This is a genomic window from Pseudomonas sp. P20 (genome assembly GCF_016463925.1).
GTDB classification, from domain to species: Bacteria; Pseudomonadota; Gammaproteobacteria; order Pseudomonadales; family Pseudomonadaceae; genus Pseudomonas; species Pseudomonas aeruginosa.
The window spans coordinates 205,894-228,872 of the sequence record NZ_JAEMVM010000009.1 but is presented as its reverse complement, the minus strand read 5'-3'; the positions used below and the strand labels follow the sequence as shown (position 1 = coordinate 228,872).

The 22,979-nt window shown below is 68.0% G+C and carries 21 protein-coding genes; 14 read left to right on the top strand and 7 right to left on the bottom strand.

The window, feature by feature from the left end:
- Positions 1-127: 127 nt before the first annotated feature.
- The 8 genes from adk (at position 128) to JHD77_RS13605 (ending at position 6,609) form a co-directional block, all read left to right on the top strand.
- Positions 128-775, top strand: a complete 648-nt coding sequence (adk, locus tag JHD77_RS13640) for an adenylate kinase (RefSeq protein ID WP_003092485.1) — start codon at positions 128-130, stop codon at positions 773-775.
- A 103-nt stretch (positions 776-878) separates the two neighbouring features.
- The gene (gene tsaB / locus JHD77_RS13635; RefSeq protein ID WP_031757047.1) at positions 879-1,559 is read left to right on the top strand and encodes a tRNA (adenosine(37)-N6)-threonylcarbamoyltransferase complex dimerization subunit type 1 TsaB; all 681 of its coding nucleotides are present in this window, start codon (positions 879-881) and stop codon (positions 1,557-1,559) included.
- A 73-nt stretch (positions 1,560-1,632) separates the two neighbouring features.
- Positions 1,633-1,980: a hypothetical protein gene (locus JHD77_RS13630; protein WP_003098661.1), complete on the top strand. Its 348-nt coding sequence runs from the start codon at positions 1,633-1,635 to the stop codon at positions 1,978-1,980.
- A gap of 18 nt (positions 1,981-1,998) precedes the next feature.
- Positions 1,999-2,865: a DUF72 domain-containing protein gene (locus JHD77_RS13625; protein WP_031643110.1), complete on the top strand. Its 867-nt coding sequence runs from the start codon at positions 1,999-2,001 to the stop codon at positions 2,863-2,865.
- A gap of 72 nt (positions 2,866-2,937) precedes the next feature.
- Positions 2,938-3,762, top strand: a complete 825-nt coding sequence (locus JHD77_RS13620) for an isocitrate lyase/PEP mutase family protein (protein WP_003098657.1) — start codon at positions 2,938-2,940, stop codon at positions 3,760-3,762.
- A 4-nt stretch (positions 3,763-3,766) separates the two neighbouring features.
- Entirely contained in the window at positions 3,767-4,462 is a 696-nt protein-coding gene (locus JHD77_RS13615) for an extensin-like domain-containing protein (RefSeq protein WP_003098655.1), read from the top strand.
- 55 nt (positions 4,463-4,517) lie between these two features.
- Complete coding sequence (locus JHD77_RS13610) at positions 4,518-5,303, top strand: class I SAM-dependent methyltransferase (protein ID WP_003098653.1); 786 nt, start codon at positions 4,518-4,520, stop codon at positions 5,301-5,303.
- 28 nt (positions 5,304-5,331) lie between these two features.
- Entirely contained in the window at positions 5,332-6,609 is a 1,278-nt protein-coding gene (locus tag JHD77_RS13605; RefSeq protein WP_003098650.1) for a cytochrome P450, read from the top strand.
- A 6-nt stretch (positions 6,610-6,615) separates the two neighbouring features.
- Here JHD77_RS13605 and mexL read toward each other — a convergent pair whose 3' ends face one another.
- Positions 6,616-7,254: an efflux system transcriptional repressor MexL gene (gene mexL / locus JHD77_RS13600; RefSeq protein ID WP_003098648.1), complete on the bottom strand. Its 639-nt coding sequence runs from the start codon at positions 7,252-7,254 to the stop codon at positions 6,616-6,618.
- A gap of 95 nt (positions 7,255-7,349) precedes the next feature.
- Here mexL and mexJ point away from each other — a divergent pair, with 95 nt between their 5' ends.
- Together mexJ and mexK are read left to right on the top strand one after the other, a co-directional pair.
- Positions 7,350-8,453 carry a multidrug efflux RND transporter periplasmic adaptor subunit MexJ gene (mexJ, locus tag JHD77_RS13595; protein ID WP_003098646.1) on the top strand — a complete coding sequence of 368 codons (1,104 nt, stop codon included), beginning with the start codon at positions 7,350-7,352 and terminating at the stop codon, positions 8,451-8,453.
- 4 nt (positions 8,454-8,457) lie between these two features.
- On the top strand, positions 8,458-11,535 hold the full coding sequence (gene mexK, locus JHD77_RS13590; RefSeq protein ID WP_023092568.1) for a multidrug efflux RND transporter permease subunit MexK: 3,078 nt from the start codon (positions 8,458-8,460) through the stop codon (positions 11,533-11,535).
- A 40-nt stretch (positions 11,536-11,575) separates the two neighbouring features.
- Here the strand turns inward: mexK and JHD77_RS13585 are convergent, their stop codons facing one another.
- The 3 genes from JHD77_RS13585 to plsB all read right to left on the bottom strand — a co-directional run bounded on the left by JHD77_RS13585 (position 11,576) and on the right by plsB (position 15,439).
- Positions 11,576-12,256 (bottom strand): DUF4197 domain-containing protein, encoded by a 681-nt coding sequence (locus JHD77_RS13585; protein ID WP_031756108.1) that lies wholly within the window; start codon positions 12,254-12,256, stop codon positions 11,576-11,578.
- 136 nt (positions 12,257-12,392) lie between these two features.
- The gene (locus tag JHD77_RS13580; RefSeq protein WP_031756109.1) at positions 12,393-12,791 is read right to left on the bottom strand and encodes a YbaY family lipoprotein; all 399 of its coding nucleotides are present in this window, start codon (positions 12,789-12,791) and stop codon (positions 12,393-12,395) included.
- A gap of 143 nt (positions 12,792-12,934) precedes the next feature.
- Entirely contained in the window at positions 12,935-15,439 is a 2,505-nt protein-coding gene (gene plsB, locus JHD77_RS13575) for a glycerol-3-phosphate 1-O-acyltransferase PlsB (protein ID WP_003113856.1), read from the bottom strand.
- Between the two features lie 283 nt (positions 15,440-15,722).
- Here plsB and JHD77_RS13570 point away from each other — a divergent pair, with 283 nt between their 5' ends.
- Genes JHD77_RS13570 through JHD77_RS13555 form a run of 4 tightly spaced genes read left to right on the top strand, consistent with a single transcriptional unit; the run spans position 15,723 to position 20,219 of the window.
- Positions 15,723-16,646, top strand: coding sequence for an ABC transporter ATP-binding protein (locus JHD77_RS13570; RefSeq protein WP_023117121.1), 924 nt, complete (start codon positions 15,723-15,725; stop codon positions 16,644-16,646).
- The gene (locus JHD77_RS13565; RefSeq protein ID WP_003117479.1) at positions 16,643-17,377 is read left to right on the top strand and encodes an ABC transporter permease; all 735 of its coding nucleotides are present in this window, start codon (positions 16,643-16,645) and stop codon (positions 17,375-17,377) included. The genes JHD77_RS13570 and JHD77_RS13565 overlap by 4 nt, the downstream gene beginning before the upstream one ends.
- A 10-nt stretch (positions 17,378-17,387) precedes the next feature.
- Entirely contained in the window at positions 17,388-19,235 is a 1,848-nt protein-coding gene (locus JHD77_RS13560) for a GldG family protein (protein ID WP_023129527.1), read from the top strand.
- A gap of 3 nt (positions 19,236-19,238) precedes the next feature.
- The gene (locus tag JHD77_RS13555; RefSeq protein ID WP_003098636.1) at positions 19,239-20,219 is read left to right on the top strand and encodes a DUF4340 domain-containing protein; all 981 of its coding nucleotides are present in this window, start codon (positions 19,239-19,241) and stop codon (positions 20,217-20,219) included.
- A 6-nt stretch (positions 20,220-20,225) separates the two neighbouring features.
- On the opposite strand, the gene JHD77_RS13550 is transcribed toward JHD77_RS13555, so the two are convergent.
- The 3 genes from JHD77_RS13550 to dapD form a co-directional block, all read right to left on the bottom strand.
- On the bottom strand, positions 20,226-20,648 hold the full coding sequence (locus JHD77_RS13550; RefSeq protein ID WP_003092439.1) for a SufE family protein: 423 nt from the start codon (positions 20,646-20,648) through the stop codon (positions 20,226-20,228).
- Positions 20,645-21,850 (bottom strand): cysteine desulfurase, encoded by a 1,206-nt coding sequence (locus JHD77_RS13545; RefSeq protein ID WP_003453655.1) that lies wholly within the window; start codon positions 21,848-21,850, stop codon positions 20,645-20,647. The genes JHD77_RS13550 and JHD77_RS13545 overlap by 4 nt, the downstream gene beginning before the upstream one ends.
- 94 nt (positions 21,851-21,944) lie before the next feature.
- Positions 21,945-22,979: a 2,3,4,5-tetrahydropyridine-2,6-dicarboxylate N-succinyltransferase gene (dapD, locus tag JHD77_RS13540; protein WP_003092431.1), complete on the bottom strand. Its 1,035-nt coding sequence runs from the start codon at positions 22,977-22,979 to the stop codon at positions 21,945-21,947.

The following is a 22,979-nucleotide window of genomic DNA, read 5'->3' as shown; positions in this document are numbered from 1 at the left end:
CGGTGGGGGGGCGCTGTGTATCTTGGACAGCCTTTTCGGCGCCATACAGTGCCGTTTCCTGCAAATACGAGATTGGCCCCACGAGGCGGATCCAGACTTTCGCTTACCAATTCTAAGGAGCATATCGATGCGTGTGATTCTGCTCGGGGCACCCGGTGCCGGCAAAGGCACCCAGGCACGGTTCATCACCGAGAAGTTCGGCATTCCGCAGATCTCCACCGGCGACATGCTGCGCGCCGCAGTCAAGGCCGGCAGCCCGCTCGGCCAGCAGGTGAAAGGCGTGATGGACAGCGGCGGCCTGGTATCCGACGACATCATCATCGCCCTGATCAAGGAACGCATCACCGAGGCCGATTGCGCCAAGGGCTTCCTGTTCGACGGCTTCCCGCGGACCATCCCGCAGGCCGAAGCGCTGAAGGACGCCGGTGTGACCATCGACCACGTGGTCGAGATCGCCGTCGACGACGAGGAGATCGTGTCGCGTATCGCCGGTCGTCGCGTGCATCCGGCCTCCGGCCGCGTGTACCACACCGAGCACAACCCGCCGAAGGTCGCCGGCAAGGACGACGTTACCGGCGAAGAGCTGATCCAGCGCGAGGACGACAAGGAAGAGACCGTGCGTCACCGCCTGTCGGTCTATCATTCGCAGACCAAGCCGCTGGTCGACTTCTACCAGAAGCTGTCGGCCGCCGAAGGCACCCCGAAATACCACAGCATCGCCGGCGTCGGCTCGGTCGAGCAGATCACCGCGAAAGTGCTTTCGGCCCTGAGCTGATCCGCAGCGCTGTAGCACCGACGGCCCGCTTGCGGGCCGTCGGCGTTTCCGGGGCGGCGAAGGCTGGTACAATCGGCGTCTTTTTCACCACGCGGAACCGTCGATGTCCACTCTGTTGGCCCTGGATACCTCCACCGAAGCCTGCTCCGTCGCCCTGCTCCACGAGGGGCGGGCGCTCAGTCACTACGAGGTGATCCCGCGCCTGCACGCCCAGCGCCTGCTGCCGATGGTCCGCGACCTGCTCGACGAGGCCGGCGTCGCCCTGTCCGCGGTGGACGCCATCGCCTTCGGGCGCGGTCCGGGCGCCTTCACCGGCGTGCGCATCGCCATCGGCGTGGTCCAGGGCCTGGCCTTCGCCCTGCAGCGCCCGGTACTGGCGGTCTCCGACCTGGCGATCCTGGCCCAGCGGGCCTACCGCGAGCAGGGTGCGGAGCGGGTCGCCGCGGGCATCGACGCGCGGATGGACGAGGTCTACTGGGGTTGCTACCAGTTGCAACAGGGCGAGATGCGCCTGGCCGGCAGCGAAGCGGTACTGCCGCCCGAGCGGGTCGCCGTACCGTGGGACGCCGCTGCCGCGGACTGGTTCGGCGCCGGCACCGGCTGGGGCTACGTCGAGCGCATGCCGCAGCGCCCGGCCGCGCTGGACGCGAGCCTGCTGCCGCATGCCGAGGACTTGCTCAGCCTGGCCGGCTTCGCCTGGGCGCGCGGCGAAGGCGTGGAGGCGGAACAGGCGCTGCCGGTGTACCTGCGCGACAACGTGGCGACGCCGAAAAAAGCGCCCTGAAAATGCCGCGCAGCGGTAATTGCCAAGCCTTTCGGGGCTGGCTAGAGTGTGGAGACTTCCCCGGGTTTTGATCATGCGTATCGACGGTCTTTCTTCCTCTTCGTTGCCGCTGGAGCGCAGCGCCCGACCGGGCTCCGCGGTCACGCCGTATCGCGACGTGCAGCGCGAGGTCGAGGCGCGGCGCGAGCAGCCGGCGCCGGTTTCCGGCAGCCAGGGCTTCGAGCAGGCGCCGCAGGCGCGCAAGGTCCAGGCCAGTTCGGCGGGCGGCGACAGCCTGCCGGTCAGCGCCCGCGACCTGCTGGCGTTCCAGCGCCCGGTAAGCAGCCATGCGGCGATGGCCCTGGCCAGCTACAACTCCACCGCCAGCCTCAACATCGACGCCGGCGCCGAGGATGTCCTCGGCCTCGACCTCTACGCCTGAGCGGTTCCCTGCGCTCCCGTGGTTTCCCTTCCTTATTTCCTCGGTTGTCCATCCTGGAACGAGGCGGCCTGGCGCGGCAGCTTCTATCCGCGCGAATTGCGTTCCGCCGACTACCTCGGACACTACGGCGGCATCTTCAACGCGGTCGAGGGCAATACCACCTTCTATGCCCGGCCTTCGGCGGAAACCGTGCGGCGCTGGGCCGAGACGATGCCGGCGGGGTTCCGCTTCTGTGCCAAGTTTCCCCGCGATATCAGTCACGAAGGCGACCTGCGCGAACGGCTCGAGGCCGCCGGCGACTTCCTCGAACTGCTGGCGCCGCTTGGCGAAAGGGGCAGCCCGCTGTGGCTGCAACTGTCGGCGGCGTTCACCCCGCAGCGCCTGGGCGAACTGCTGTATTTCCTCGATGAGCTGAGTCCGCGACGGATTGCCGTGGAAGTACGCCACCCGGCGTTCTTCGACAAAGGCGAGGACGAGCGCCTGCTCAACCGCCACCTGCGCGAGCGTGGCGTGGAGCGCATCTGCCTGGATTCGCGGGCGCTGTTCAGTTGCCGTTCGGACGATCCGGCGGTGCTCCACGCCCAGTCGAAGAAGCCGCGCCTGCCGATCCGTCCGGCGGCCTTCAGCGATACGCCACAGGTGCGTTTCATCGGCGGTCCCGACCTGCCGGCCAACGAGGTGTTCCTTTTGCCCTGGGTCGACAAGGTGGCCGACTGGATCGAGGCCGGCCTGACTCCATACGTATTCCTGCATACCCCCGACAATCACCTGGCGGCCCAGCAGGCCCAGCGTTTCCATGCGCTGCTGGGCCAGCGCCTGCCAGGCTTGCCGGCGCTACCCGAGCCGATCCCGGCCCCGGAAGTGGAGCAACTGGGCCTGCTCTGAGCGCGGCGCTCGACGCTCCGCCGGCCTGCGCCTAGGCTAGGGAGTCCTTTCCCCGCCACGGAGCCCGCCGCCATGACCAGCCAACGCCAACGCGCCGAACGTTTCCGCGACCTGCACCAGGGGCCCGGCATGCTGGTCCTGCCCAATCCCTGGGATGCCGGTTCGGCGAAGATGCTCGCCAGCCTCGGCTTCGACGCCCTTGCCACTACCAGCGCAGGCCTGGCGTTCTCCCTGGGCCGGCGCGACGCGGAAGGCGCGGTGAGCCGGACTGAGGCGCTGGAAAACGCCCGGGCGATCGTCGCCGCCACCGATCTGCCGGTCGCCGCCGACCTGGAAAACGGCTACGGCGATGCTCCGCAAGACTGCGCCACGACCATCCGCCTGGCCGCCGAGGCCGGCCTGGTCGGTGGTTCCATCGAGGATGCCAGCGGGCGCGCCGGACAGCCCATCTATGAGTTCTCCGCCGCGCTGGAGCGGGTCGCTGCCGCGGTCGAGGCGGCCCGTGCGTTGCCATTCCCGTTCACCCTCTGCGCCCGCGCGGAGAACTTCCTGCATGGTCGCGAGGATCTCGACGACACCCTGCGGCGTCTGCGCGCCTACGCCGATGCCGGCGCCGATGTGCTCTACGCGCCCGGTTTGAACCGCCGCGAACAGATCGTCGCGGTGCTCGAAGCGGTGGCGCCGAAGCCGATCAACGTGCTGGTCGGTTCGCCGCGCCTGGAGCTGTCGCTGGACGAGCTGGAAGCCCTCGGCGTCAAGCGCGTGAGCCTGGGCTCGAATCTTGCCCGGGTCGCCTTCGGCGCTTTCCATCAGGCGGCGCAGGCGCTGGCGCGGCGCGACCTGGAAGCGACCCGTGCGGCGATGCCTTTCGACCGTATCAACGACCTGTTCCGCTGAACCCGTGCGCCGCCTGGCCTGGTTGCTGCCATTACTGCTGCTGGCGGGGGCCGTCGGCGCCCTGCGCTACCAGTGGCTCGATCTGCCGGCGCGCTGGAATCCCTGGCTGCCGCTGGACGTGCGCGAACCGCCGAACCTGCTGACCCGCTACAAGCTATGGCGGCTGGCCGACGACCGGAGCCTCTGCGACGCCGCCCTGGCCACCTCGCAACTGCGCTACCAGCGGGTAGCCGACGACCCGCCATCGGCTACCTGCCCGTTGAGCAACAGCCTGCGCGTGCTTGGGGCGGCGCTGGAGTTGAGCAGCAGCTTTCTCGCCAGTTGCCCGCTGGCGGTGAGCTATGCGTTGTTCGAGCGGCACGTGCTGCAACCGGCAGCCCTGGACATCTATGGCCAGCCGCTGGCGCGGGTCGAGCATGTCGGCAGCTTCGCCTGCCGCAACGTCTACAACCGCGAGGACGGTCGGCGCAGCCAGCATGCCTCGGCCAATGCCCTGGACATCAGCGGCTTCCGCCTGGCCGACGGGAGGCGGATCCGCCTGGCCACGGACTGGGCCGGCGAGAGCGCCGACGGGCGCTTCCTGCGCCGCGTGCGGGACGGCGCCTGCGCCAGTTTCAATGCGGTGCTGGGGCCCGACTACAACGCCGCCCACCGGGATCACTTCCACCTCGACATGGGCCTATGGAAGGTCTGCCGGTGAGCGCGTGCGGGTCAACTCTGGCAAAATCCGCGCTTTCCCCGACGATTGCCCGACCATGACCGATTCCGCCGCTCCTCGCCTGCATGTCCAAGCCCTGTCCGCCGATTGCGCCGAGGCTGCGCGGCGCTGGGCGGAGCGGCTCGGCCTGCCGCTGGCGGCGGACGACGAGGCGGAGTTCGCCGTGCAGGTCGGCGAGCAGGGCTTGCAGGTCTTGCAACTGGGGGCGGACTCCCCCGGTCCGGTGCGGGTCGATTTCGTCGAGGGCGCCAGCGCCCACCGGCGCAAGTTCGGCGGCGGCAGCGGACAGATGATCGCCAAGGCGGTCGGCGTCCAGCCAGGCATCCGTCCGCGGGTCCTGGACGCCACGGCCGGCTTGGGCCGGGATGGGTTCGTCCTCGCCAGCCTGGGCTGCGAGGTGACCCTGGTCGAGCGCCAGCCGCTGATCGCCGCCCTGCTCGAGGATGGCCTGGAGCGCGCCCGGCGCGATCCCGACGTGGCGCCGATCGCCGCGCGGATGCGTCTGCTCGGCGGCAACTCGGCGGACCTGATGCGCGTCTGGGATGGCGAGGCGCCGCAGGTGATCTACCTCGACCCGATGTTTCCCCATCGCGACAAGAGCGCATTGGTGAAGAAGGAAATGCGTCTGTTCCGGCCGCTGGTGGGCGACGATCTCGACGCTCCGGCGCTGTTGCAGGCGGCCCTGGCCCTGGCCAGCCACCGGGTGGTGGTGAAGCGCCCGCGCAAGGCGCCGATCATCGAAGGGCCCAAGCCCGGCTATAGCCTGGAAGGCAAGTCCAGCCGCTACGACATCTACCCGAAGAAGGCCCTGGGCAAGGGCTGAGTGTCGACACCGCAGGGAGGCGGCGAGCATGCAGCAGACCATCGATTGTCCGATTCGCCGGCGCCTGGCGCACCTGCCCTGGGCCAACGACGGGCGTGCCGGCGCCCGCCACTGGCTGGAGATGCAGCGCGATCCGCTGGCCTGGTTGCAGAAGATGCACGTCGCGCAGCCGGACCTCGCGGTCGCCCGCATGGGCCCGCAGCGCCTCTGGTGCCTGTTCCATCCGCAGGCGGTGCAGGAATTGATGGTCGATCGCCGCGATGACCTGCAACGCTGGCAGCCGGCGCTGTGCATGCTGAAACAGTGGAACGGGCGCAGCTTCATGATGCGCGAGGGCGCCCCCGCCCAGGCCCGGCGCAAGGAGGTACGGCCGCACCTGGCGCCGCCGCCGGCCAGCGAGGTTCGCCGCCTGGCCGCGGAGTGGGGCGAGCGGGTGGAGGAGGGGCGCGAATACGACCTCGACCTGGAAATGGCTGCGTTCAGCGTCACCCTCAGCGGTCACGCGCTGTTCGACGTCGACCTGCAACCGTCGGCCTATCGGATCGCCAAGGCGGTGCGCCTGCTGTCGCGGGTGGCATTGCTGGAAATGAGCACCGGCCTGCCGCTGGGCCACTGGTTTCCGAGCAAACTGTGTCCGCGCAAGCGCTGGGCGCTGGGCCAGTTGCGCGAGGCGGTGGGTGAGGTGGCGGAGCGCTCGCCGCGGCCGCTGGCGGACCTGCGCGATGAACTCTGCACCCTGCTCATGGCGTCCCACCAGTCCACCGGCGTGACCCTGACCTGGAGCCTGTTGCTGCTGGCCCAGCGTCCCGAGTTGCTCGCGCGGCTACGCGCCGAGCTGGCGCGAGTGAATTGGACGGCGATCCGCTCGGTCGCCGACCTGCGCGATTGCGCGCTGCTCAGGGCGGTCCTGCAGGAGTGCCTGCGCCTGTTCCCGCCGGCCTACGGCCTGGCGCCGCGGCAGGTGACGGCGGACATCGAGGTGTTCGGCCAGCGGCTGAAGCGCGGCGACGTGACCATGGTCTCGAGCTGGATCACCCAGCGCGATCCCCGTTGGTTCGAGGCGCCGCTGGAGTTCCGTCCCGAGCGCTTCCTCGAACCGGCGCGCTGGCCGCGTGGCGCCTACTTCCCCTTCGGCCTCGGTGACCGCGCCTGCCCCGGCACCGCGATGGCGATGATCGATCTGGCGGCGGCGCTGGCCTACTGGGTCGAGCACTGGGACATCATGCACGACGGCGACCTGGCGCCGCGCGGCTGGTTTTCACTGCGTCCGCAGCGAGCGCGGGTGCGTTTCCGCCGTCGCGCCTGAGCCGCGTCAGCCGCCCGCGGCGAAGGCGCGCAGGAACAGCGCCACCACCTCTTCCACGTGCCGCTCGCCTTCGGCCTCGTCCAGCGGTTCGGCGCAGCCGATCAACAGACGGTAATTGGCGCAGCCCTTGACCAGCATGAAGAAGTGTTCGGCGGCGTGGCGCGCGTCCGGGAACGCCAGCTTGCCGCTGCGGCGGGCCTGCTCGAGGAGGCGTTCCATCTCGTCGATCACCTGCTTCGGCCCGGCCTCGAAGAACAGCTCGGAAAGCTTGGGGTTCTGCCCGGCCTGCGCGGCCATCAGGCGGGTCAGGGCGATCGCCTCGTGGCTGTTGATCAGCCGGTGGAAGCCGCGGGCGATATTCAGCAGGACCTTTTCCAGCGGCGCGCCTTCGGCCAGCTGGAAGTACAGGGCGGGAAGCTGCTCGGCGCACTTGGCCTTCACCGCTTCGCTGAACAGGGTTTCCTTGTCGGTGAAGTGGCTGTAGACGGTGAGCTTGGAAACGCCGGCTTCCGAGGCGATGGCTTCCATGCTGCTGCCGTCGTAGCCGTTGCAGAGGAACAGGCGCTTGGCCGCCTCGAGAATGGCTTCCCGTTTGGCCGGGTCCTTGGGCCGGCCGGGACCGACGGAGGAGGTGGGTTCTGACATGCGCTTATACAATTGAAATACTGGACTGATGGGTTCTGTATTTTTACTATACCGCCCAGTATAAGAACTCGAACGCAGTTTGCGGAAGGTGTCACATGTACCGCCATATCCCGCTCGTCGCCCTGTCCCTGCTTTCCTCCCTGTTCCTCGCCGCCTGCGGCAACGGCACGCCGCCGCCAGCCGCGGCGCGTCCGGCGATCGTCGTCCAGCCCCAGCCGGCGGGGGAGGTGAGCCAGGCCTTTCCCGGCGAGATCCGCGCCCGCCACGAGCCGGAGCTGGCCTTCCGCATCGGCGGCAAGGTCATCCGCCGGCTGGTGGAAGTCGGCGAGCGGGTGAAGAAGGACCAGCCCCTGGCCGAACTCGATCCCCAGGACGTGCGCCTGCAACTGGAGGCGGCGCGGGCCCAGGTCAGTGCCGCCGAGGCCAACTTGCAGACCGTGCGCGCCGAGTACCGGCGCTACCGCACCTTGCTCGACCGCAACCTGGTCAGCCATTCCCAGTTCGAGAACATCCAGAACAGCTACCGCGCCGGCGAGGCGCGGCTGAAGCAGATCCGCGCCGAATTCAACGTCGCCGACAACCAGGCCGGCTACGCCGTGCTGCGCTCGCCCCAGGATGGCGTGATCGCCAGCCGGCGCGTCGAGGTGGGCCAGGTGGTGGCGGCCGGACAGACGGTCTTCAGCCTGGCCGCCGACGGCGAACGCGAGGTGCTGATCGGCCTGCCGGAACACAGCTTCGAACGTTTCCGCATCGGCCAGCCGGTGTCGGTCGAACTCTGGTCGCAACGCGACAGACGCTTCGCCGGGCATATCCGCGAGCTCTCGCCCGCGGCCGATCCGCAATCGCGTACCTTCGCCGCCCGGGTGGCCTTCGACGACCGCGCGACTCCGGCCGAACTGGGCCAGAGCGCGCGGGTCTACGTCGCCGCCGCCGAGGCGGTGCCGTTATCGGTTCCCTTGTCGGCGCTGACCGCAGAGGCCGGCCAGGCGTTCGTCTGGGTGGTCGAGCCGGGCAGCTCGACCCTGCGCCGGCAGGCGGTGCGCACCGGTCCCTATGCCGAGGACCGGGTGCCGGTGCTCGAAGGCCTGAAGGCTGGCGACTGGGTGGTGGCCACCGGGGTCCAGGTGCTTCGCGAAGGGCAGCAGGTGCGTCCGATCGACCGGGCCAACCGCACGGTGAAACTGGCGGCCAAGGAGTAGTCGCATGTCCTTCAACCTTTCCGCCTGGGCGTTGCAGAATCGCCAGATCGTCCTGTACCTGATGCTCCTGCTTGGCGCGGTTGGCGCGCTGTCCTACAGCAAGCTGGGGCAGAGCGAAGACCCGCCGTTCACCTTCAAGGCCATGGTGGTGCAGACCAACTGGCCGGGTGCCAGCGCCGAAGAGGTGGCCCGGCAGGTCACCGAGCGTATCGAGAAGAAGCTGATGGAAACCGGCGACTACGATCGCATCGTGTCCTTCTCCCGCCCCGGCGTCTCGCAGGTGACCTTCATGGCCCGCGAGGACATCCATTCCAGCGAGATCCCCGAACTCTGGTACCAGATCCGCAAGAAGATCAGCGACATTCGCGCCACCTTGCCGCAAAGCATCCAGGGCCCGTTCTTCAACGACGAGTTCGGCACCACCTACGGCAACATCTATGCGCTCACCGGCAAGGGCTTCGACTATGCGGTGATGAAGGACTATGCCGACCGCCTGCAACTGCAATTGCAGCGGATCAGGAACGTCGGCAAGGTCGAACTGATCGGCCTGCAGGACGAGAAGATCTGGATCGACCTGTCCAACACCAAGCTGGCCACCCTCGGCCTGCCCCTGGCGGCGGTACAGAAGGCGCTGGAGGAACAGAACGCGGTGGCCTCCTCCGGGTTCTTCGAGACCGCCAGCGACCGCGTGCAGTTGCGCGTTTCCGGGCGTTTCGATTCGGTGGAGGAGATCCGCGACTTCCCCATCCGCGTCGGCGACCGCACCTTCCGCATCGGCGACGTGGCCGAGGTTCGCCGCGGCTTCAACGATCCGCCGGCGCCGCGCATGCGCTTCATGGGCGAGGACGCCATCGGCCTGGCGGTAGCGATGAAGCCGGGCGGCGACATCCTGGTGCTGGGCAAGGCCCTGGAAACCGAGTTCGCCCGCCTGCAGCAGTCGCTGCCGGCCGGACTGGAACTGCGCAAGGTGTCCGACCAGCCGGCGGCGGTACGTACCGGGGTCGGCGAGTTCATCCGGGTGCTGGCCGAGGCGCTGGTGATCGTCCTGCTGGTGAGCTTCTTCTCCCTCGGCCTGCGCACCGGCCTGGTGGTGGCGCTGTCGATCCCGCTGGTGCTGGCGATGACCTTCGCCGCCATGCATTACTTCGGCATCGGCCTGCACAAGATCTCCCTCGGCGCCCTGGTGCTGGCGCTGGGATTACTGGTGGACGACGCGATCATCGCGGTGGAGATGATGGCGGTGAAGATGGAGCAGGGCTACGACCGCCTCAAGGCGGCCAGCTTCGCCTGGACCAGCACCGCCTTCCCGATGCTCACCGGCACCCTGATCACCGCCGCCGGCTTCCTGCCGATCGCCACCGCGCAGTCCGGCACTGGCGAATACACCCGCTCGCTGTTCCAGGTGGTGACCATCGCCCTGGTGGTCTCCTGGTTCGCCGCGGTGGTCTTCGTTCCCTACCTGGGGGCCAAGCTGCTGCCGGACCTGGCCAGGCTGCACGCGCAGAAGCACGGCGGCAGCGCCGACGGCTACGATCCCTATGCAACGGCCTTCTACCAGCGCTTCCGGCGTCTGGTGGAGTGGTGCGTGCGCTACCGCAAGACGGTGATCGTCCTGACCCTCGCCGCCTTCGTCGGCGCGCTGCTGCTGTTCCGCCTGGTGCCGCAGCAGTTCTTCCCGCCCTCGGCGCGCCTGGAGCTGCTGCTGGACATCAAGCTGGCCGAGGGCGCCTCGCTGCGTTCGACCGGCGAGGAAGTCCAGCGCCTGGAAAAAATGCTGCAGGGCCATGACGGCATCGACAACTACGTGGCCTACGTCGGCACCGGCTCGCCCCGCTTCTACCTGCCGCTGGACCAGCAGTTGCCGGCGGCCAGCTTCGCCCAGGTGGTGGTGCTGGCCAAGGACCTGGAGAGCCGCGAGGCGCTGCGCAAGTGGCTGATCGAGCGGATGAACGAGGACTTCCCGCACCTGCGCAGCCGCATCAGTCGCCTGGAGAACGGGCCGCCGGTGGGCTATCCGGTGCAGTTCCGGGTTTCCGGCGAGGACATCCCGCAGGTTCGCGAACTGGCGCGCAAGGTCGCCGACAGGATGCGCGAGAACCCGCACGTGGTGAATGTGCACCTGGATTGGGAAGAGCCGAGCAAGGTGGTGTACCTGAGCATCGACCAGGAGCGCGCCCGTGCCCTGGGGGTGAGCACCGCCAGCCTGTCGCAGTTCCTGCAGAGCGCGCTGACCGGTTCGCATGTGAGCTTCTTCCGCGAAGACAACGAGCTGATCGAGATCCTCCTGCGCGGCACCGAGCAGGAGCGTCGCGACCTGTCGTTGCTGCCGAGCCTGGCGGTGCCGACCGAGAATGGCCGGAGCGTGGCGCTGTCGCAGATCGCCACGCTCGAATACGGTTTCGAAGAGGGGATCATCTGGCACCGCAACCGCCTGCCGACGGTCACCGTGCGCGCCGATATCTACGACGATTCGCTGCCGGCGACCCTGGTCGCGCAGATCGCCCCGACCCTGGAACCGATCCGCGCCGAGCTGCCGGACGGCTACCTGCTGGAGGTGGGCGGAACGGTGGAGGACGCGGCGAAGGGCCAGAGTTCGGTGAACGCCGGCGTGCCGCTGTTCATCGTGGTGGTGTTGAGCCTGCTGATGGTGCAGTTGCGCAGCTTCTCGCGGATGGCGATGGTATTCCTCACCGCACCGCTGGGCCTGATCGGCGTGACTCTGTTCCTGCTGCTGTTCCGCCAGCCGTTTGGCTTCGTGGCGATGCTCGGGACCATCGCCCTGGCCGGCATGATCATGCGCAACTCGGTGATCCTGGTGGACCAGATCGAACAGGATATCAGCCATGGACTGGATCGCTGGCACGCCATCATCGAGGCTACCGTGCGGCGTTTCAGGCCCATCGTGCTGACCGCGCTGGCGGCGGTGCTGGCGATGATCCCGCTGTCGCGCAGCGTGTTCTTCGGGCCGATGGCGGTGGCGATCATGGGCGGGCTGATCGTCGCCACCGTGCTCACCCTGCTGTTCCTGCCGGCGCTCTATGCCGCCTGGTTCCGCGTGAAGAAGGACGAGGCGCGGGCCTGACGGGAGAAGGGGACGGGGCGATCGCGCCCCGTCCGTCGACTCACCTGGCCGCGCCGAAGACCTTCTTGGCCAGGCCGGTGGCGGCAGCCGCCGGGTTCTGGCGGATGCTCTTCTCCTGCCTGGCGATCATCTCGAAGAGCCCGTCGAGGGCCTGCTCGGTGACATAGCCCTCGACGTTGGCGCTCTTCGCATCGACCACCCCAAGGGTCGCCGCCTGGCTGGCGAAGGCGTTGTACTGCTTGACCAGGCCGACCTCGTCGGTGGCCTGCTTGACGATCGGCAGGAACTTCGCGCGCAGCTGTTCGCGGCTGGACTTGTCCAGGTATTCGGTGGCGGCGTCGTCACCGCCCTTGAGGATGCCCTTGGCGTCGGCCACGGTCATCTTCTTCACCGCCTCCAACAGCAGGCCCTGGGCCTGCGGCACGGCAGCCTCGGCGGCGCGGTTCATGCTCGCCTCGAGCTGGTCGACCTGGGCGCCCATGCCGAACTGCTTCATCAGCTTCGCCGCCTTGCCCAGCTTGCCGGGCAGTTCGATGCGCACGTCCGGGTTGTTGTTGAAGCCGCCCGGCTGGCCAAGCTGGCGGACGGCGATCTGCGCGCCCTGGGTCAGGGCGTCCTTCAGGCCGCTGGAGGCGTCGTTCTGCGACAGGTCGGCGAGGGACAGGGCGAGGGCGTTGGCCGAGAGTAGCAGGCCGGCGCAGAGGGCAGTGAGTCGGAACATGACAGCGTCCTTGATGTGGAACGTACGGGGTATCCGGCCGCTCGTCGTGAGGTGGATCGGCAACCGGTAGCGAATAGGAGGTGGAGTGTACTGGAGGGAACCGCCGGTTCGCACCGGCGGCATGCCGCGGTGTGCTTCAGCGCGCCGATTCGACCTGCACGCGATAGGGCTGCGGGTCGCTGCCGTCGAGTTTCACCGAGTGGCGGGTGGTGTTGATGAACAGCAACTGGCCGTTCAGCTCGATGCGCGCGCTCACCGCATAGCTGTGGCCCGGCTTGACCTGCTTCGGGTCGTACTCCAGGTGGAACGCCAGCGGCACCTGGCTGTTGATCTCGCGGGTCTGGCTGGCCAACTGCACCGAGGGGGCGTCGGCCAGGGACACGTCTTCCAGGCTCACGCTCAGGCGCGCCGAGGGCGGCAGGGCGATACGCTCGCGGTAGAAGACCTCACCATCGAAGCTGGCGTTCGAAGTCGATTGCTGGGTACCGCAGCCGGCGAGAATGCTGGCGGCGAGCAGCAATGGCAGTTTTTTCATGGGAGCCTCCTTTCAGACGGAACAAAAAAACGAGCGGGCCTCTGACCCGGGAAACCAGCATAGGTTGCCGGGCCGGAACAGGGAAAGGTCGCAGGATATTTCAGCGGAGCGACGCCCGTCCCTCGCGGGGCGGGCGCCGGGCTTCAGTTGGCGGCCGCGTCGTTGCTTTCGGCGGCGGCTTCCTCGGCGGGGCGCTCCAGCGCCACCTGGCGGATCGACAGACGGATCTCCGCCGGCAGCACGCGCTTGGCGGCGCCTTCGGCCAGTTCGCCGAGCAGTTCGTGGTAGCTCAGCTTGCCGGCCTCGTCCTTGCGCAGCACGCGCAGGTCGAGAAGGGTCTGGATGAAGTGGCGGAACAGGCTCTTGTCGAAGAACTCCGGGGCGTTCAGGCCATGCAGGATCGACAGGCGCTGGGCCATCACGGTGCAGAGGTTCTCCAGTTCCTCGGCGGTCAGGGCGTTCTGCCCGGCGTTGAGCAGCAGGGCGATGGCCATGTAGAAGCGCTGCAGGGTCTGGGTCACCGAACGAGCGAGGAGGATCAGCAGCACGTATTGCCGCGAGCTTGGCGCCGGGCGGATGAAGGTGTCGTTCTCCTGGCGCAGCAGGTCCTGTTCCACCAGGGCCGCCAGCCACTGGTCGATCACCGCGTCGAGTTCGTCCAGGCTCCAGCGGATGAACAGTTCCGCCTGCAGGTAGGGATAGAGCGCGCGGGCGAAGCGCAGCAACTGTTCGCGGCTGATCCGCGAGTTGCTCTGGAAGAAGCTGGCGATCAGCGCCGGCAGGGCGAAGACGTGGAGGACGTTGTTGCGGTAGTAGGTCGCCAGCACCGCGTTCTGTTCGTCGAGATAGAGGATGCGGCCCAGCGCGTCCTTCTGCTCGGCCAGCAGGTTCATGCTCTTCACGTATTCGATCAGGGCCTGGCCGTCGCCGTCCGGCAGGGTCGCGCTGGGCGAGTAGGGCACCTTGCGCAGCAACGCCAGGTAGAGGTCGAGGATTCGCGCCAGGGCGCTTTCGTCGAGGGCCTGGCGGCTGGTGGAGAGCAGCGCCAGGGCGACCAGGTTGACCGGGTTGATCGCCGCCGCGTCGTTGAGGTGGCGGGCGACGTCCTTGGCCAGCAGGTTGGTGGTCTGCGGCAGCCAGTCGGGGCGGTATTCCGGGCCGAGGTCCTGGTCCTGCCAGTCGGGCTGGTGGCGGTCGAGGAACTGGTCGAGATGGATCGGCTCGCCGAAGTTCACCCAGACCTGGCCAAAACGCTGCTTCAGGGCGCCGACCACCTTGAACAGGTCGAATATCGACTCCTTCTTCTTGGTCGCGCCGCGCAGTTCGCCGAGGTAGGTGCGGCCTTCCAGCACGCGCTCGTAGCCGATGTAGACCGGCACGAAGACGATCGGCCGGCGCGAGTCACGGAGGAAGCTGCGCAGGGTGATGGCGAGCATGCCGGTGCGTGGGTGGAGCATGCGCCCGGTGCGCGAACGGCCGCCCTCGACGAAGTACTCGGTGGAGAAGCCGCGGGAGAACAGGGTGTGCAGGTACTCGTTGAACACCGCGGTGTAGAGCTGGTTGCCCTTGAAGCTGCGGCGCATGAAGAAGGCCCCGCCGCGGCGCAGGATCGAGCCGATCACCGGCATGTTCAGGTTGATCCCGGCGGCGATGTGCGGCGGGGTCAGGCCGTTGCGGAACAGCAGGTAGGAGAGCAGCAGGTAGTCGATGTGGCTGCGGTGGCAGGGCACGTAGACGATCTCGTTGCCCTGGGCCACGTCCTGCACCCGCTCGATGTGGTTGACCTTGACACCTTCGTACAGCTTGTTCCAGAACCAGCTGAGGATGACTTCGAGGAAGCGGATCACCGGATAGGAGAAGTCCGAGGCGATTTCATTGGCGTAGCGCAGTGCGATGCCTTCGGCCTTTTCCTGGGATATCCGTTCGCTCTCGCATTCCTCGCTGATCGCCTGGCGTACCAGCGGCGCGCGCAGCAGGCCCTTGACCAGGTTGCGGCGGTGCGACAGGTCGGGACCGATCACCGCGGTCTTCAGGTTGCGGAAGTGCACCCGGAGGATACGGTTGACCATGCGCAGCGTGCGTTCGTGGCCCTTGCCCTGTTCCACCAGCTCGCGCAGGTGAATCGGCGCGGAGAACTGCACGCGGGTCTTGCGTCCGAGGATCAGGATGCGCGCCAGCTTGCGCAGGCGCCCGGTGACCGCCCAGTTGTCGGCGAACAGCAGCTTCCAGGGGCTCGATTCGCTGTCCGGTGATTGTCCCCAGAACACGCTGACCGGAATGATCTGCGCGTCGTCGAGACCGTTCTGGCCGACCGCGGCGAGCATGCGCACCAGGGTCGGCGAGGCGCCGCGCTTATCCTGGCGGCCGAGCCAGTCGGGTTCGGGCGTCAGGTAGAAGAACGCCGCCGGCTCGATGGCGTCGCCTACCGCTACCGGCATCACCGGACGCGGCAGCCCGGCCTTGCGGCATTCGGTATCCACTACCGCGAGATCGCTGACCGAAGGCTGTTGCAGCACGTAGAGCACCGGCTTGCTGCGGTCGATCTTCAGGGTGAAGGCCGATTGGTTGATGGTTTCCGAGCGTACCCAGAGGTACAGCAGGCGGCGCAGGGCGCCAAAACCAAAGCGGCGGAAAGGGTAGCGGGGCATACGGTGTCTACTGGCAGTTGATCGGGACCCGGCGTGACGGGCGCGGCTAGTTTGCCGCAATCCCCGGAGGGCCGCAAAAGAACGCAACGCGTCCTACGGCGAACGGCGGCGAACAGGTTGCGAATGTAGAACCTTCGGCAGGCGTTCGGGTTCTGTCACGTTTTGCCAAGGTTCTCCCGATGCCCCGTATTGCCAGGCGGCGGGGCGCTTCGGCTATAGTCCCTGCGCGTTTTTCGCGGCCCTGGCCGGACATGGCGGCGGCCGCCGGAACAGGTAGGGGACCATGATCGAAACAAGAAACCTCGGCAAACGCTTCGGCTCGCGGGTGGCGGTGGACGACCTGTCCTTCCAGGTGGAGACGGGGGAGGTACTGGGCTTCCTCGGTCCGAACGGCGCCGGCAAGTCCACCACCATGAAGATGCTCACCGGCTTCCTGGCGCCCAGCGCCGGCACCGCGAGCATCTTCGGCTTCGACATCCGCAACCGCACGCTGCAGGCGCAGCGGCTGATCGGCTACCTCCCGGAAGGTTCGCCCTGCTACGCGGAAATGACCGTGCAGGGCTTCCTCGATTTCATCGCCGAGATCCGTGGCTACCGTGGTGCCGGCAAGCGCGAGCGGGTCGCCCGGGCACTGGGGCTGCTGGAACTGGATGAGGTGCGCCGGCAGACCATCGAAACCCTCTCCAAGGGCTTCCGCCGGCGTGTCGGCCTGGCCCAGGCGATCCTCCACGAACCGCGGGCGCTGGTGCTCGACGAGCCCACCGACGGGCTCGATCCGAACCAGAAGCACCAGGTCCGCGAACTGATCCGCGGCCTCGCGCAGGAGCGCATCGTGATCATCTCCACCCATATCCTCGAGGAAGTCTCGGCGCTGTGCAGCCGCGCCCTGGTGATCGGCGGCGGGCGGCTGCTGGCGGACAGCACGCCGCTGGAGCTGGCCAGCCGCTCGCGCTACCACCAGGCGGTGACGCTCTACAGCGACGACCCCCTGGATACCGTGGCGCTGGCGGTGCTGCCGGGCGTGGCGGGCATCGAGGAGAACCCCGCCGAAGGCAGCCTGACCGTCCTGGCGCAGCCGGGCGCGGTGATCTTTCCCCAGGTCAGCGGGCTGGTCGCCGAGCGCGGCTGGCGGATCCGCGAACTGGACGTGGAGCGCGGCCGGCTCGACGAGGTATTCCGCAACCTGACCCGGGGGACGGAGGCATGAAGCAACTGCCGGTGATCTTCAAGCGCGAGCTGGCGAGTTATTTCGCCACGCCGCTGGCCTATGTGTTCATCGTGATCTTCCTGGTCCTGGCGGGCGTGTTCACCTTCTACCTGGGCAACTTCTACGAACGCAACCAGGCCGACCTGGCCTCCTTCTTCGCCTTCCATCCCTGGCTCTACCTGTTCCTGGTTCCCGCGCTGGCCATGCGCCTGTGGGCGGAGGAGCGCAAGTCCGGCTCGATCGAGCTGCTGATGACCCTGCCGCTGACCCGCTTCGAAGCCGTGGCCGGCAAGTTCCTGGCCGCCTGGGCGTTCGCCGGAATCGCGCTGCTGCTGACCTTCCCCATGGTGCTCACGGTGAACTACCTGGGCGAGCCGGACAACGGTGCGATTCTCGCCGGCTACCTGGGCAGTTGGCTGCTGGCCGGCGGCTACCTGGCCATCGGTTCGTGCATGTCGGCCCTGGCGAAGAACCAGGTGATCGCTTTCATCCTCGCCGTGGCCGCCTGCTTCCTGTTCATGCTCAGCGGCTTTCCGCTGGTGCTCGATGCGTTCAGCCAGTGGGCGCCGCAGTGGTTGCTCGATGCGGTGGCCTCGCTGAGCCTGCTGACCCGCTTCGATGCCGTCAGCAAGGGCGTCATCGACCTGCGCGACCTGCTGTATTTCGTCAGCCTGATCGTCGCCTGGCTGGCCGCCACGGCGGTGGCGGTCGAGCTGAAGAAAGCCGAATGAGGGGGAGTCGATGAAACGCGTGTTGTCCTCTGGCGCCGGGCTGTTGCTGATCGCGCTGGCGTTCCTGGCCTTCAACATGGTCTCCGGCCTGCTGTTCAGCGGCGCGCGGCTCGACCTGACCGAGCAGAAGCTCTACACCATCAGCCCCGGCACCAAGCGGATCCTGGCCGGCCTCGACGAGCCGATCAACCTGTACTTCTTCTATTCGGATAGCGGTGCCCGGGAACTGGTGCCGCTGCGCAACTACGCCAGGCGCGTCGAGGAACTGCTGCGCGCCTACGAGCGCGAGGCGAACGGCAGGATTCGCCTGCAGGTGATCGATCCCGAGCCGTTCTCCGAGAACGAGGACAAGGCCACCGAGTTCGGCCTGCAAGGAATTCCCCTGCAGCAGGGCGGCGACAACCTGTACTTCGGCCTGGCCGGCAGCAACGCCCTGGACGGAGTCCAGGTCATACCCTTCTTCCCGCTCGATCAGGAGGAGTTCCTCGAATACGACATCAGCCGCCTGGTGCAGACCCTGGCACAGCCGCAGCGGCCGGTGGTCGGACTGATGTCGTCGCTGCCGCTCAATGGCGGCTTCGACATGGCCAGCCGGCAGCCGACCTCGCCGTGGATGGTCATGGAGGAAATCCGCCAGCAATTCGACCTGCGCAGCCTCAAGAGCGATGCCACGGAAATCCCGCCGGAGGTCTCGGTGCTGCTGCTGGTGCATCCCAAGCAGTTACCCGAGCAGACGCTATACGCCATCGACCAGTTCGTCCTGCGCGGAGGCAAGCTGCTGGCGTTCGTCGACCCCTTCAGCGAGGCCGACAGCGGCAGCGATTTCGCCGCTACGCTGGATGGCGACAAGTCGTCCGACCTCGCGCCGCTGTTCGAGGCCTGGGGGCTGCGGCTGCTGCCGGGCAAGGTGCTCGGCGATGGCGCCTATGCGATGTCCATCAGTCTTGGCCGGGACCAGCGTCCGGCCCGGCATCCGGCCTGGCTCAGCTTGCCGCGCGAGGCGCTGGATCAGGACGACATCGCCACTGCCGGCCTGGAAAGCCTGACCCTGGCGACGCCCGGCATCCTCGAAAGGCTCCCCGGAGCGAGCACCAGCTTCACGCCTTTGCTGCAAAGCTCGGCCCAGGCGATGCCGTTCGATGCCTCGCGCTTCGGCCTGCTGCGTGACCCCGGCGATCTGATGCGCGAGCTGCGCCCGAGCGGCCGGCGGCATACTCTCGCCGCCCGTATCCAGGGGCCGGCGAAGAGTGCCTTCGCGGAGGGCATCGAGGGGCATCGCGAAGGCCTGAAGGAGGCGCACAACATCAATGTCATCGTCGTGGCCGATACCGACCTGCTCAGCGATCGCATGTGGGTCCAGGTGCAGGACTTCTTCGGCCAGCGCGTGCCGCAGCCCTGGGCCGACAACGGCGCGCTGGTGGTCAACGCGCTGGACAACCTGTCGGGCACCGACGCGCTGATCAGCGTGCGCTCCCGCGGCCGGTTCAGCCGGCCGTTCGTGGTGGTCGAGCGCCTGCAGCGCGAGGCCGAGACGAGCTTCCGGCAGAAGGAGGAGCAGCTCAAGCAGCGCCTCGCCGATACCGAGCAGCAACTCGCCGCCCTACAGCAGGGTGCCGACCCGGAGAAGGCCGTCGAACTGACGCCCGAACAGCAGGCCACGGTGCGCCAGTACATGCAGGAGAAGCTGCGCATCCGCAAGGAGCTGCGCGAGGTGCAGTACCAGTTGAACGCCGATATCGACGCACTGGGCCGCACCCTGAAGCTGGTCAATATCGCCCTGGTTCCCTCGTTGCTCACGGTCGGCGTGCTGCTCGGCTGGCTCTGGCGGCGCCGGCGCATGGCCAGGGGAGGGCATTGACGCATGCGGCGCAATACGCTGATCGTCCTGCTGGCGCTGGTGGCGGCGCTGGCCGGAACCTTCGCCTGGCTGCAGCGCGAGCGCGCAGCCGAGGTACCTGCCTTGCCGGCGGCAGAGCGCTGGCTGCCGGAACTGGACAACGCGACGCTGAGTGGCCTGCACATGCAGTTTGCCGACGGTTCGCCGGATATCCGGGTCGAGCGGCGTGCGGGCGCGTGGGTCCTGCCGGCCAAGGCCGACTATCCGGCCGACCGGCTACGCTTGTCGGCGCTGCTCGAGGCGTTGGCAGAGGCGCGCAAGGTCGAGGCGAAGAGCGCCAACCCGAAGAACCACGCGCTGCTTGGCCTGGCGGAGCGTGGCGAGGGGCAGGCGCTACGCCTGAGCCTGCAGCGGCAGTCCAGCGAGCCTCTGGTGCTGCTGGTAGGCAAGGATGCGCAGCATGGCGGTAGCTTCGTACGACGACTGGGCGATCCGCAGACCTGGCTGATCGACAAGCGCCTGCCGTTGCCGAACAACGAACTGGAGTGGCTCGACCGGCGGATCGCCACGCTGCCCTTCGCCCGGGTGCGCGAACTGCAACTGCGCTATCCGAAGGGCGAGCGTCTGGATCTCTATCGCGACGACGCCGGGCAGCCGAACCTGCAGGTCCGGCAATTGCCCTCAGGGCGCAAACTGGCCTATGAGGCAGCGGCCAACGGCGCGGCGGCGCTGTTCGCCGACCTGCGTTTCGCCGATGTAGCGCCGCTGGCGCAGGTGGGATTCAGACAGGCGCCATTGCTCCTGGCGTTCAGCCTGCGGACGTTTTCCGGCGCGCGCCTGGATGGCGAGATTCGGCGCCAGGGCGAGCAATACTGGTTGTTGCCGAAGAGCGTCGAGGGTTTCGCCGAGGGCGAGGTCGCCGCCCATCCTGACTGGGCCTATCGGATCGAAGAGGACCGCTACCGCGCCCTGGCCCGGCACCTGCCGGAGCTGCTGGCGCGCTGAGCGGGCTCAGCCGGCGGTCTGGCCGGCCAGTTCGCGCATGCGTTGCAGCACGGCGTTCAGGCCGTTGCTGCGCGAGGGCGACAGTTGGCGGGAAAGACCCAGGCAGGTGAACCAGTCGTTGAGGTCCAGGCGCGCCAGTTCGCGGGTCTCGATGCCGTCGACCCGTGCCAGCAGCACCGCCAGCAGGCCGCGGATCAGGCGCGCGTCGCTGTCGGCACGGAAGCGCCAGTGGCCGTCGCGCTGCTCGCCGAGCAGCCAGACCAGGCTTTCGCAACCGTGCACGCGATGCTCTTCCTGGCGTTCGTGTTCCGCGAGCGGCGCCAGGCGCTCGCCCCATTGCAGCAGCAGACGCGCACGCTGTTCCCAACTGGCGGTGTGACCGAAGGCGTCCAGTGCCTCCTGGGCCTGTTCGGGGAGAACCGGGTTCATCGCAGCAACTCCAGTGAGCGGTCGAGGGCCAGGAAGAAGCGCTCCAGGTCGTCGGCATCGTTGTACAAGCCCAGCGAGACACGCAGGGCGCCGGGTACCTCGAGGCGTTGCAGCAGCGGCATCGCGCAATGGTGGCCGGCGCGCACCGCGATGCCCTGTTCGCCGAGCAGGTGGGCGAGATCGGCGACGTGCACGCCGTCGACGCAGAAGCTGGCCAGCGCCGCCTGCGGTTCGCCGAGCAGGCTGACGCCGTCGCGCGCCAGCAGGCCGGCGAGCAGGCGGGCGTGGAGGGCGCCTTCGTGGGCGGCGACTTCGGCTTCGTCCAGGGTGGCCAGCCAGTCGATGGTCGCGCCTAGGCCGATCGCCGCGGAAACCGCCGGGGTGCCCGCCTCAAAGCCGAGCGGAGCGGCATGGAAGCTGGCTTCGTGGAAGCCGGTGTGGCGTACCATCTCGCCGCCGAACTGCCAGTGCGCCAGTTGCTCCAGGGCCTGTGGGCGACCCCAGAGCACGCCGATGCCGTCGGGGCCGTAGAGCTTGTGGCCGGAGAATGCGTAGAAGTCGCAGCCCAGGCCCGGCAGGTCGTGGCGTCCGTGGACGCTGCCCTGGGCGCCGTCGACCAGGGTCCAGGCACCGCGCTCGCGGGCCAGCTGGATCAACTCCACCACCGGTTGCCAGGTGCCGAGAACGTTGGACAACTGGCTGATCGCCAGCAGGCGGGTACGCTCGCCGATGATATGGCGGGCCTGCTCCAGGTCGATCACCCCGCGCTCGTCCAGCGGCAATACGCGCAGGACCAGGCCGCGGCGCAGGGCCAACTGCTGCCAGGGAAGCAGGTTGGCATGGTGTTCCAGGGCACTGACCAGCAGTTCGTCGCCAGGCCGGAAATGCCGCTCCAGGCCATAGGCCACCAGGTTGATCGCCTCTGTGGTACCGCGGGTGAACAGCACCTCGGCCGGGTTGCCGGCGTGCAGCCAGTGGGCGACGCGGCTGCGCGCGGCCTCGAAGGCCCGGGTGGCGCGCTCGCCGGGGACATGTTGGGCGCGGTGGACGTTGGCGGCGCCGCCAAGGTAGTAGCTGTTCAGGGCGTCGAGTACGGCCTGTGGCTTCTGGGTGGTGGCGGCGCTGTCGAGGTAGGTCAGGCCTTCCGCGGCGAAGGCGGAAAAGGCCGGAAAGTCGGCGCGCCAGGGAGACGGCAGGGACATGGCGGACACTGTGCGAGGACGGTTACAGGGGAAAGGGTAGCGCACCCGGCGGCGCTGGCGAGCGCCGTCGGGCGAGCGGGGAGGCGAGCTGGGCTCAGTTGTGCGCGTGCAGCGCTTCGTTCAGCTCGATGGCGGTCTTGTTGGTCTTGCACTCCACCGCACCGTTCTGCGAGTTGCGGCGGAACAGCAGGTCGGGCTGACCGGCCAGGTCGCGGGCCTTGACCACTTTCACCAGGGCGTTCTGCTCGTCGAGCAGGGCGACCTTGGTGCCGGCGGTGATGTACAGGCCGGCCTCGACGATGTTGCGATCGCCCAGCGGGATGCCGATGCCGGCGTTGGCGCCGATCAGGCAGCCTTCGCCGACGCTGATGACGATGTTGCCGCCACCGGAAAGGGTGCCCATGGTCGAGCAGCCGCCGCCCAGGTCCGACCCCTTGCCGACGAACACGCCGGCGGATACGCGGCCTTCGATCATGCCCGGGCCTTCGGTGCCGGCGTTGAAGTTGACGAAACCTTCGTGCATCACCGTGGTGCCTTCACCGATGTAGGCGCCCAGGCGCACGCGGGCGGTGTCGGCGATGCGTACGCCGGCCGGGACCACGTAGTCGGTCATCTTCGGGAACTTGTCGACGGAGAAGACTTCCAGCAGCTTGCCCTTCAGTCGCGCTTCCAGTTGCAGTTCGGCCAGTTCGGCCAGGTCCACCGCGCCGATATTGGTCCAGGCCACGTTCGGCAGGAGCGGGAAGATGCCGCTCAGGTTCACAGCGTGCGGCTTGACCAGGCGGTGGGAGAGCAGGTGCAGCTTGAGGTAGGCCTCCGGGGTGGAGGACGGCGCGGCGTCTTCCGCCAACAGGGTGGCGACCAGCGGCTTCTGGCTTTCCGCCAGGCGCGAGAGCAGGGCCGACTGAGCGGCGTCGATACCCTTCAGGGCGTCGGCCAACTGGTAGGCCTGCTGCGAAGTGAAGGTCAGCGCCTGGTTGCCGGCTGCGTAGCCAAGGATCGGTGCGACGGCGGCGACGATTTCGCTCGACGGCTTGAGCAGCGGCAGCGCGTAGAACACTTCCAGCCAGGCTTCCTGGCGGTTCTGGGTGCCGACGCCGAAGGCCAGGCTGAACAGGGATTGCGACAT

Coding starts and splice junctions, on each gene's coding strand:
- adk (WP_003092485.1), top strand. CDS start 128: ATGCGTGTGATTCTGCTCGGGGCACCCGGTGCCGGCAAAGGCACCCAG.
- mexL (WP_003098648.1), bottom strand. CDS start 7,254: ATGTCAGAACCCACCTCCTCCGTCGGTCCCGGCCGGCCCAAGGACCCG.
- plsB (WP_003113856.1), bottom strand. CDS start 15,439: ATGCCCCGCTACCCTTTCCGCCGCTTTGGTTTTGGCGCCCTGCGCCGC.
- JHD77_RS13550 (WP_003092439.1), bottom strand. CDS start 20,648: ATGAACCCGGTTCTCCCCGAACAGGCCCAGGAGGCACTGGACGCCTTC.
- JHD77_RS13610 (WP_003098653.1), top strand. CDS start 4,518: ATGACCGATTCCGCCGCTCCTCGCCTGCATGTCCAAGCCCTGTCCGCC.
- JHD77_RS13620 (WP_003098657.1), top strand. CDS start 2,938: ATGACCAGCCAACGCCAACGCGCCGAACGTTTCCGCGACCTGCACCAG.
- mexJ (WP_003098646.1), top strand. CDS start 7,350: ATGTACCGCCATATCCCGCTCGTCGCCCTGTCCCTGCTTTCCTCCCTG.
- JHD77_RS13565 (WP_003117479.1), top strand. CDS start 16,643: ATGAAGCAACTGCCGGTGATCTTCAAGCGCGAGCTGGCGAGTTATTTC.
- JHD77_RS13570 (WP_023117121.1), top strand. CDS start 15,723: ATGATCGAAACAAGAAACCTCGGCAAACGCTTCGGCTCGCGGGTGGCG.
- JHD77_RS13580 (WP_031756109.1), bottom strand. CDS start 12,791: ATGAAAAAACTGCCATTGCTGCTCGCCGCCAGCATTCTCGCCGGCTGC.
- mexK (WP_023092568.1), top strand. CDS start 8,458: ATGTCCTTCAACCTTTCCGCCTGGGCGTTGCAGAATCGCCAGATCGTC.
- JHD77_RS13585 (WP_031756108.1), bottom strand. CDS start 12,256: ATGTTCCGACTCACTGCCCTCTGCGCCGGCCTGCTACTCTCGGCCAAC.
- JHD77_RS13560 (WP_023129527.1), top strand. CDS start 17,388: ATGAAACGCGTGTTGTCCTCTGGCGCCGGGCTGTTGCTGATCGCGCTG.
- dapD (WP_003092431.1), bottom strand. CDS start 22,979: ATGTCGCAATCCCTGTTCAGCCTGGCCTTCGGCGTCGGCACCCAGAAC.
- JHD77_RS13630 (WP_003098661.1), top strand. CDS start 1,633: ATGCGTATCGACGGTCTTTCTTCCTCTTCGTTGCCGCTGGAGCGCAGC.
- JHD77_RS13605 (WP_003098650.1), top strand. CDS start 5,332: ATGCAGCAGACCATCGATTGTCCGATTCGCCGGCGCCTGGCGCACCTG.
- JHD77_RS13555 (WP_003098636.1), top strand. CDS start 19,239: ATGCGGCGCAATACGCTGATCGTCCTGCTGGCGCTGGTGGCGGCGCTG.
- JHD77_RS13545 (WP_003453655.1), bottom strand. CDS start 21,850: ATGTCCCTGCCGTCTCCCTGGCGCGCCGACTTTCCGGCCTTTTCCGCC.
- tsaB (WP_031757047.1), top strand. CDS start 879: ATGTCCACTCTGTTGGCCCTGGATACCTCCACCGAAGCCTGCTCCGTC.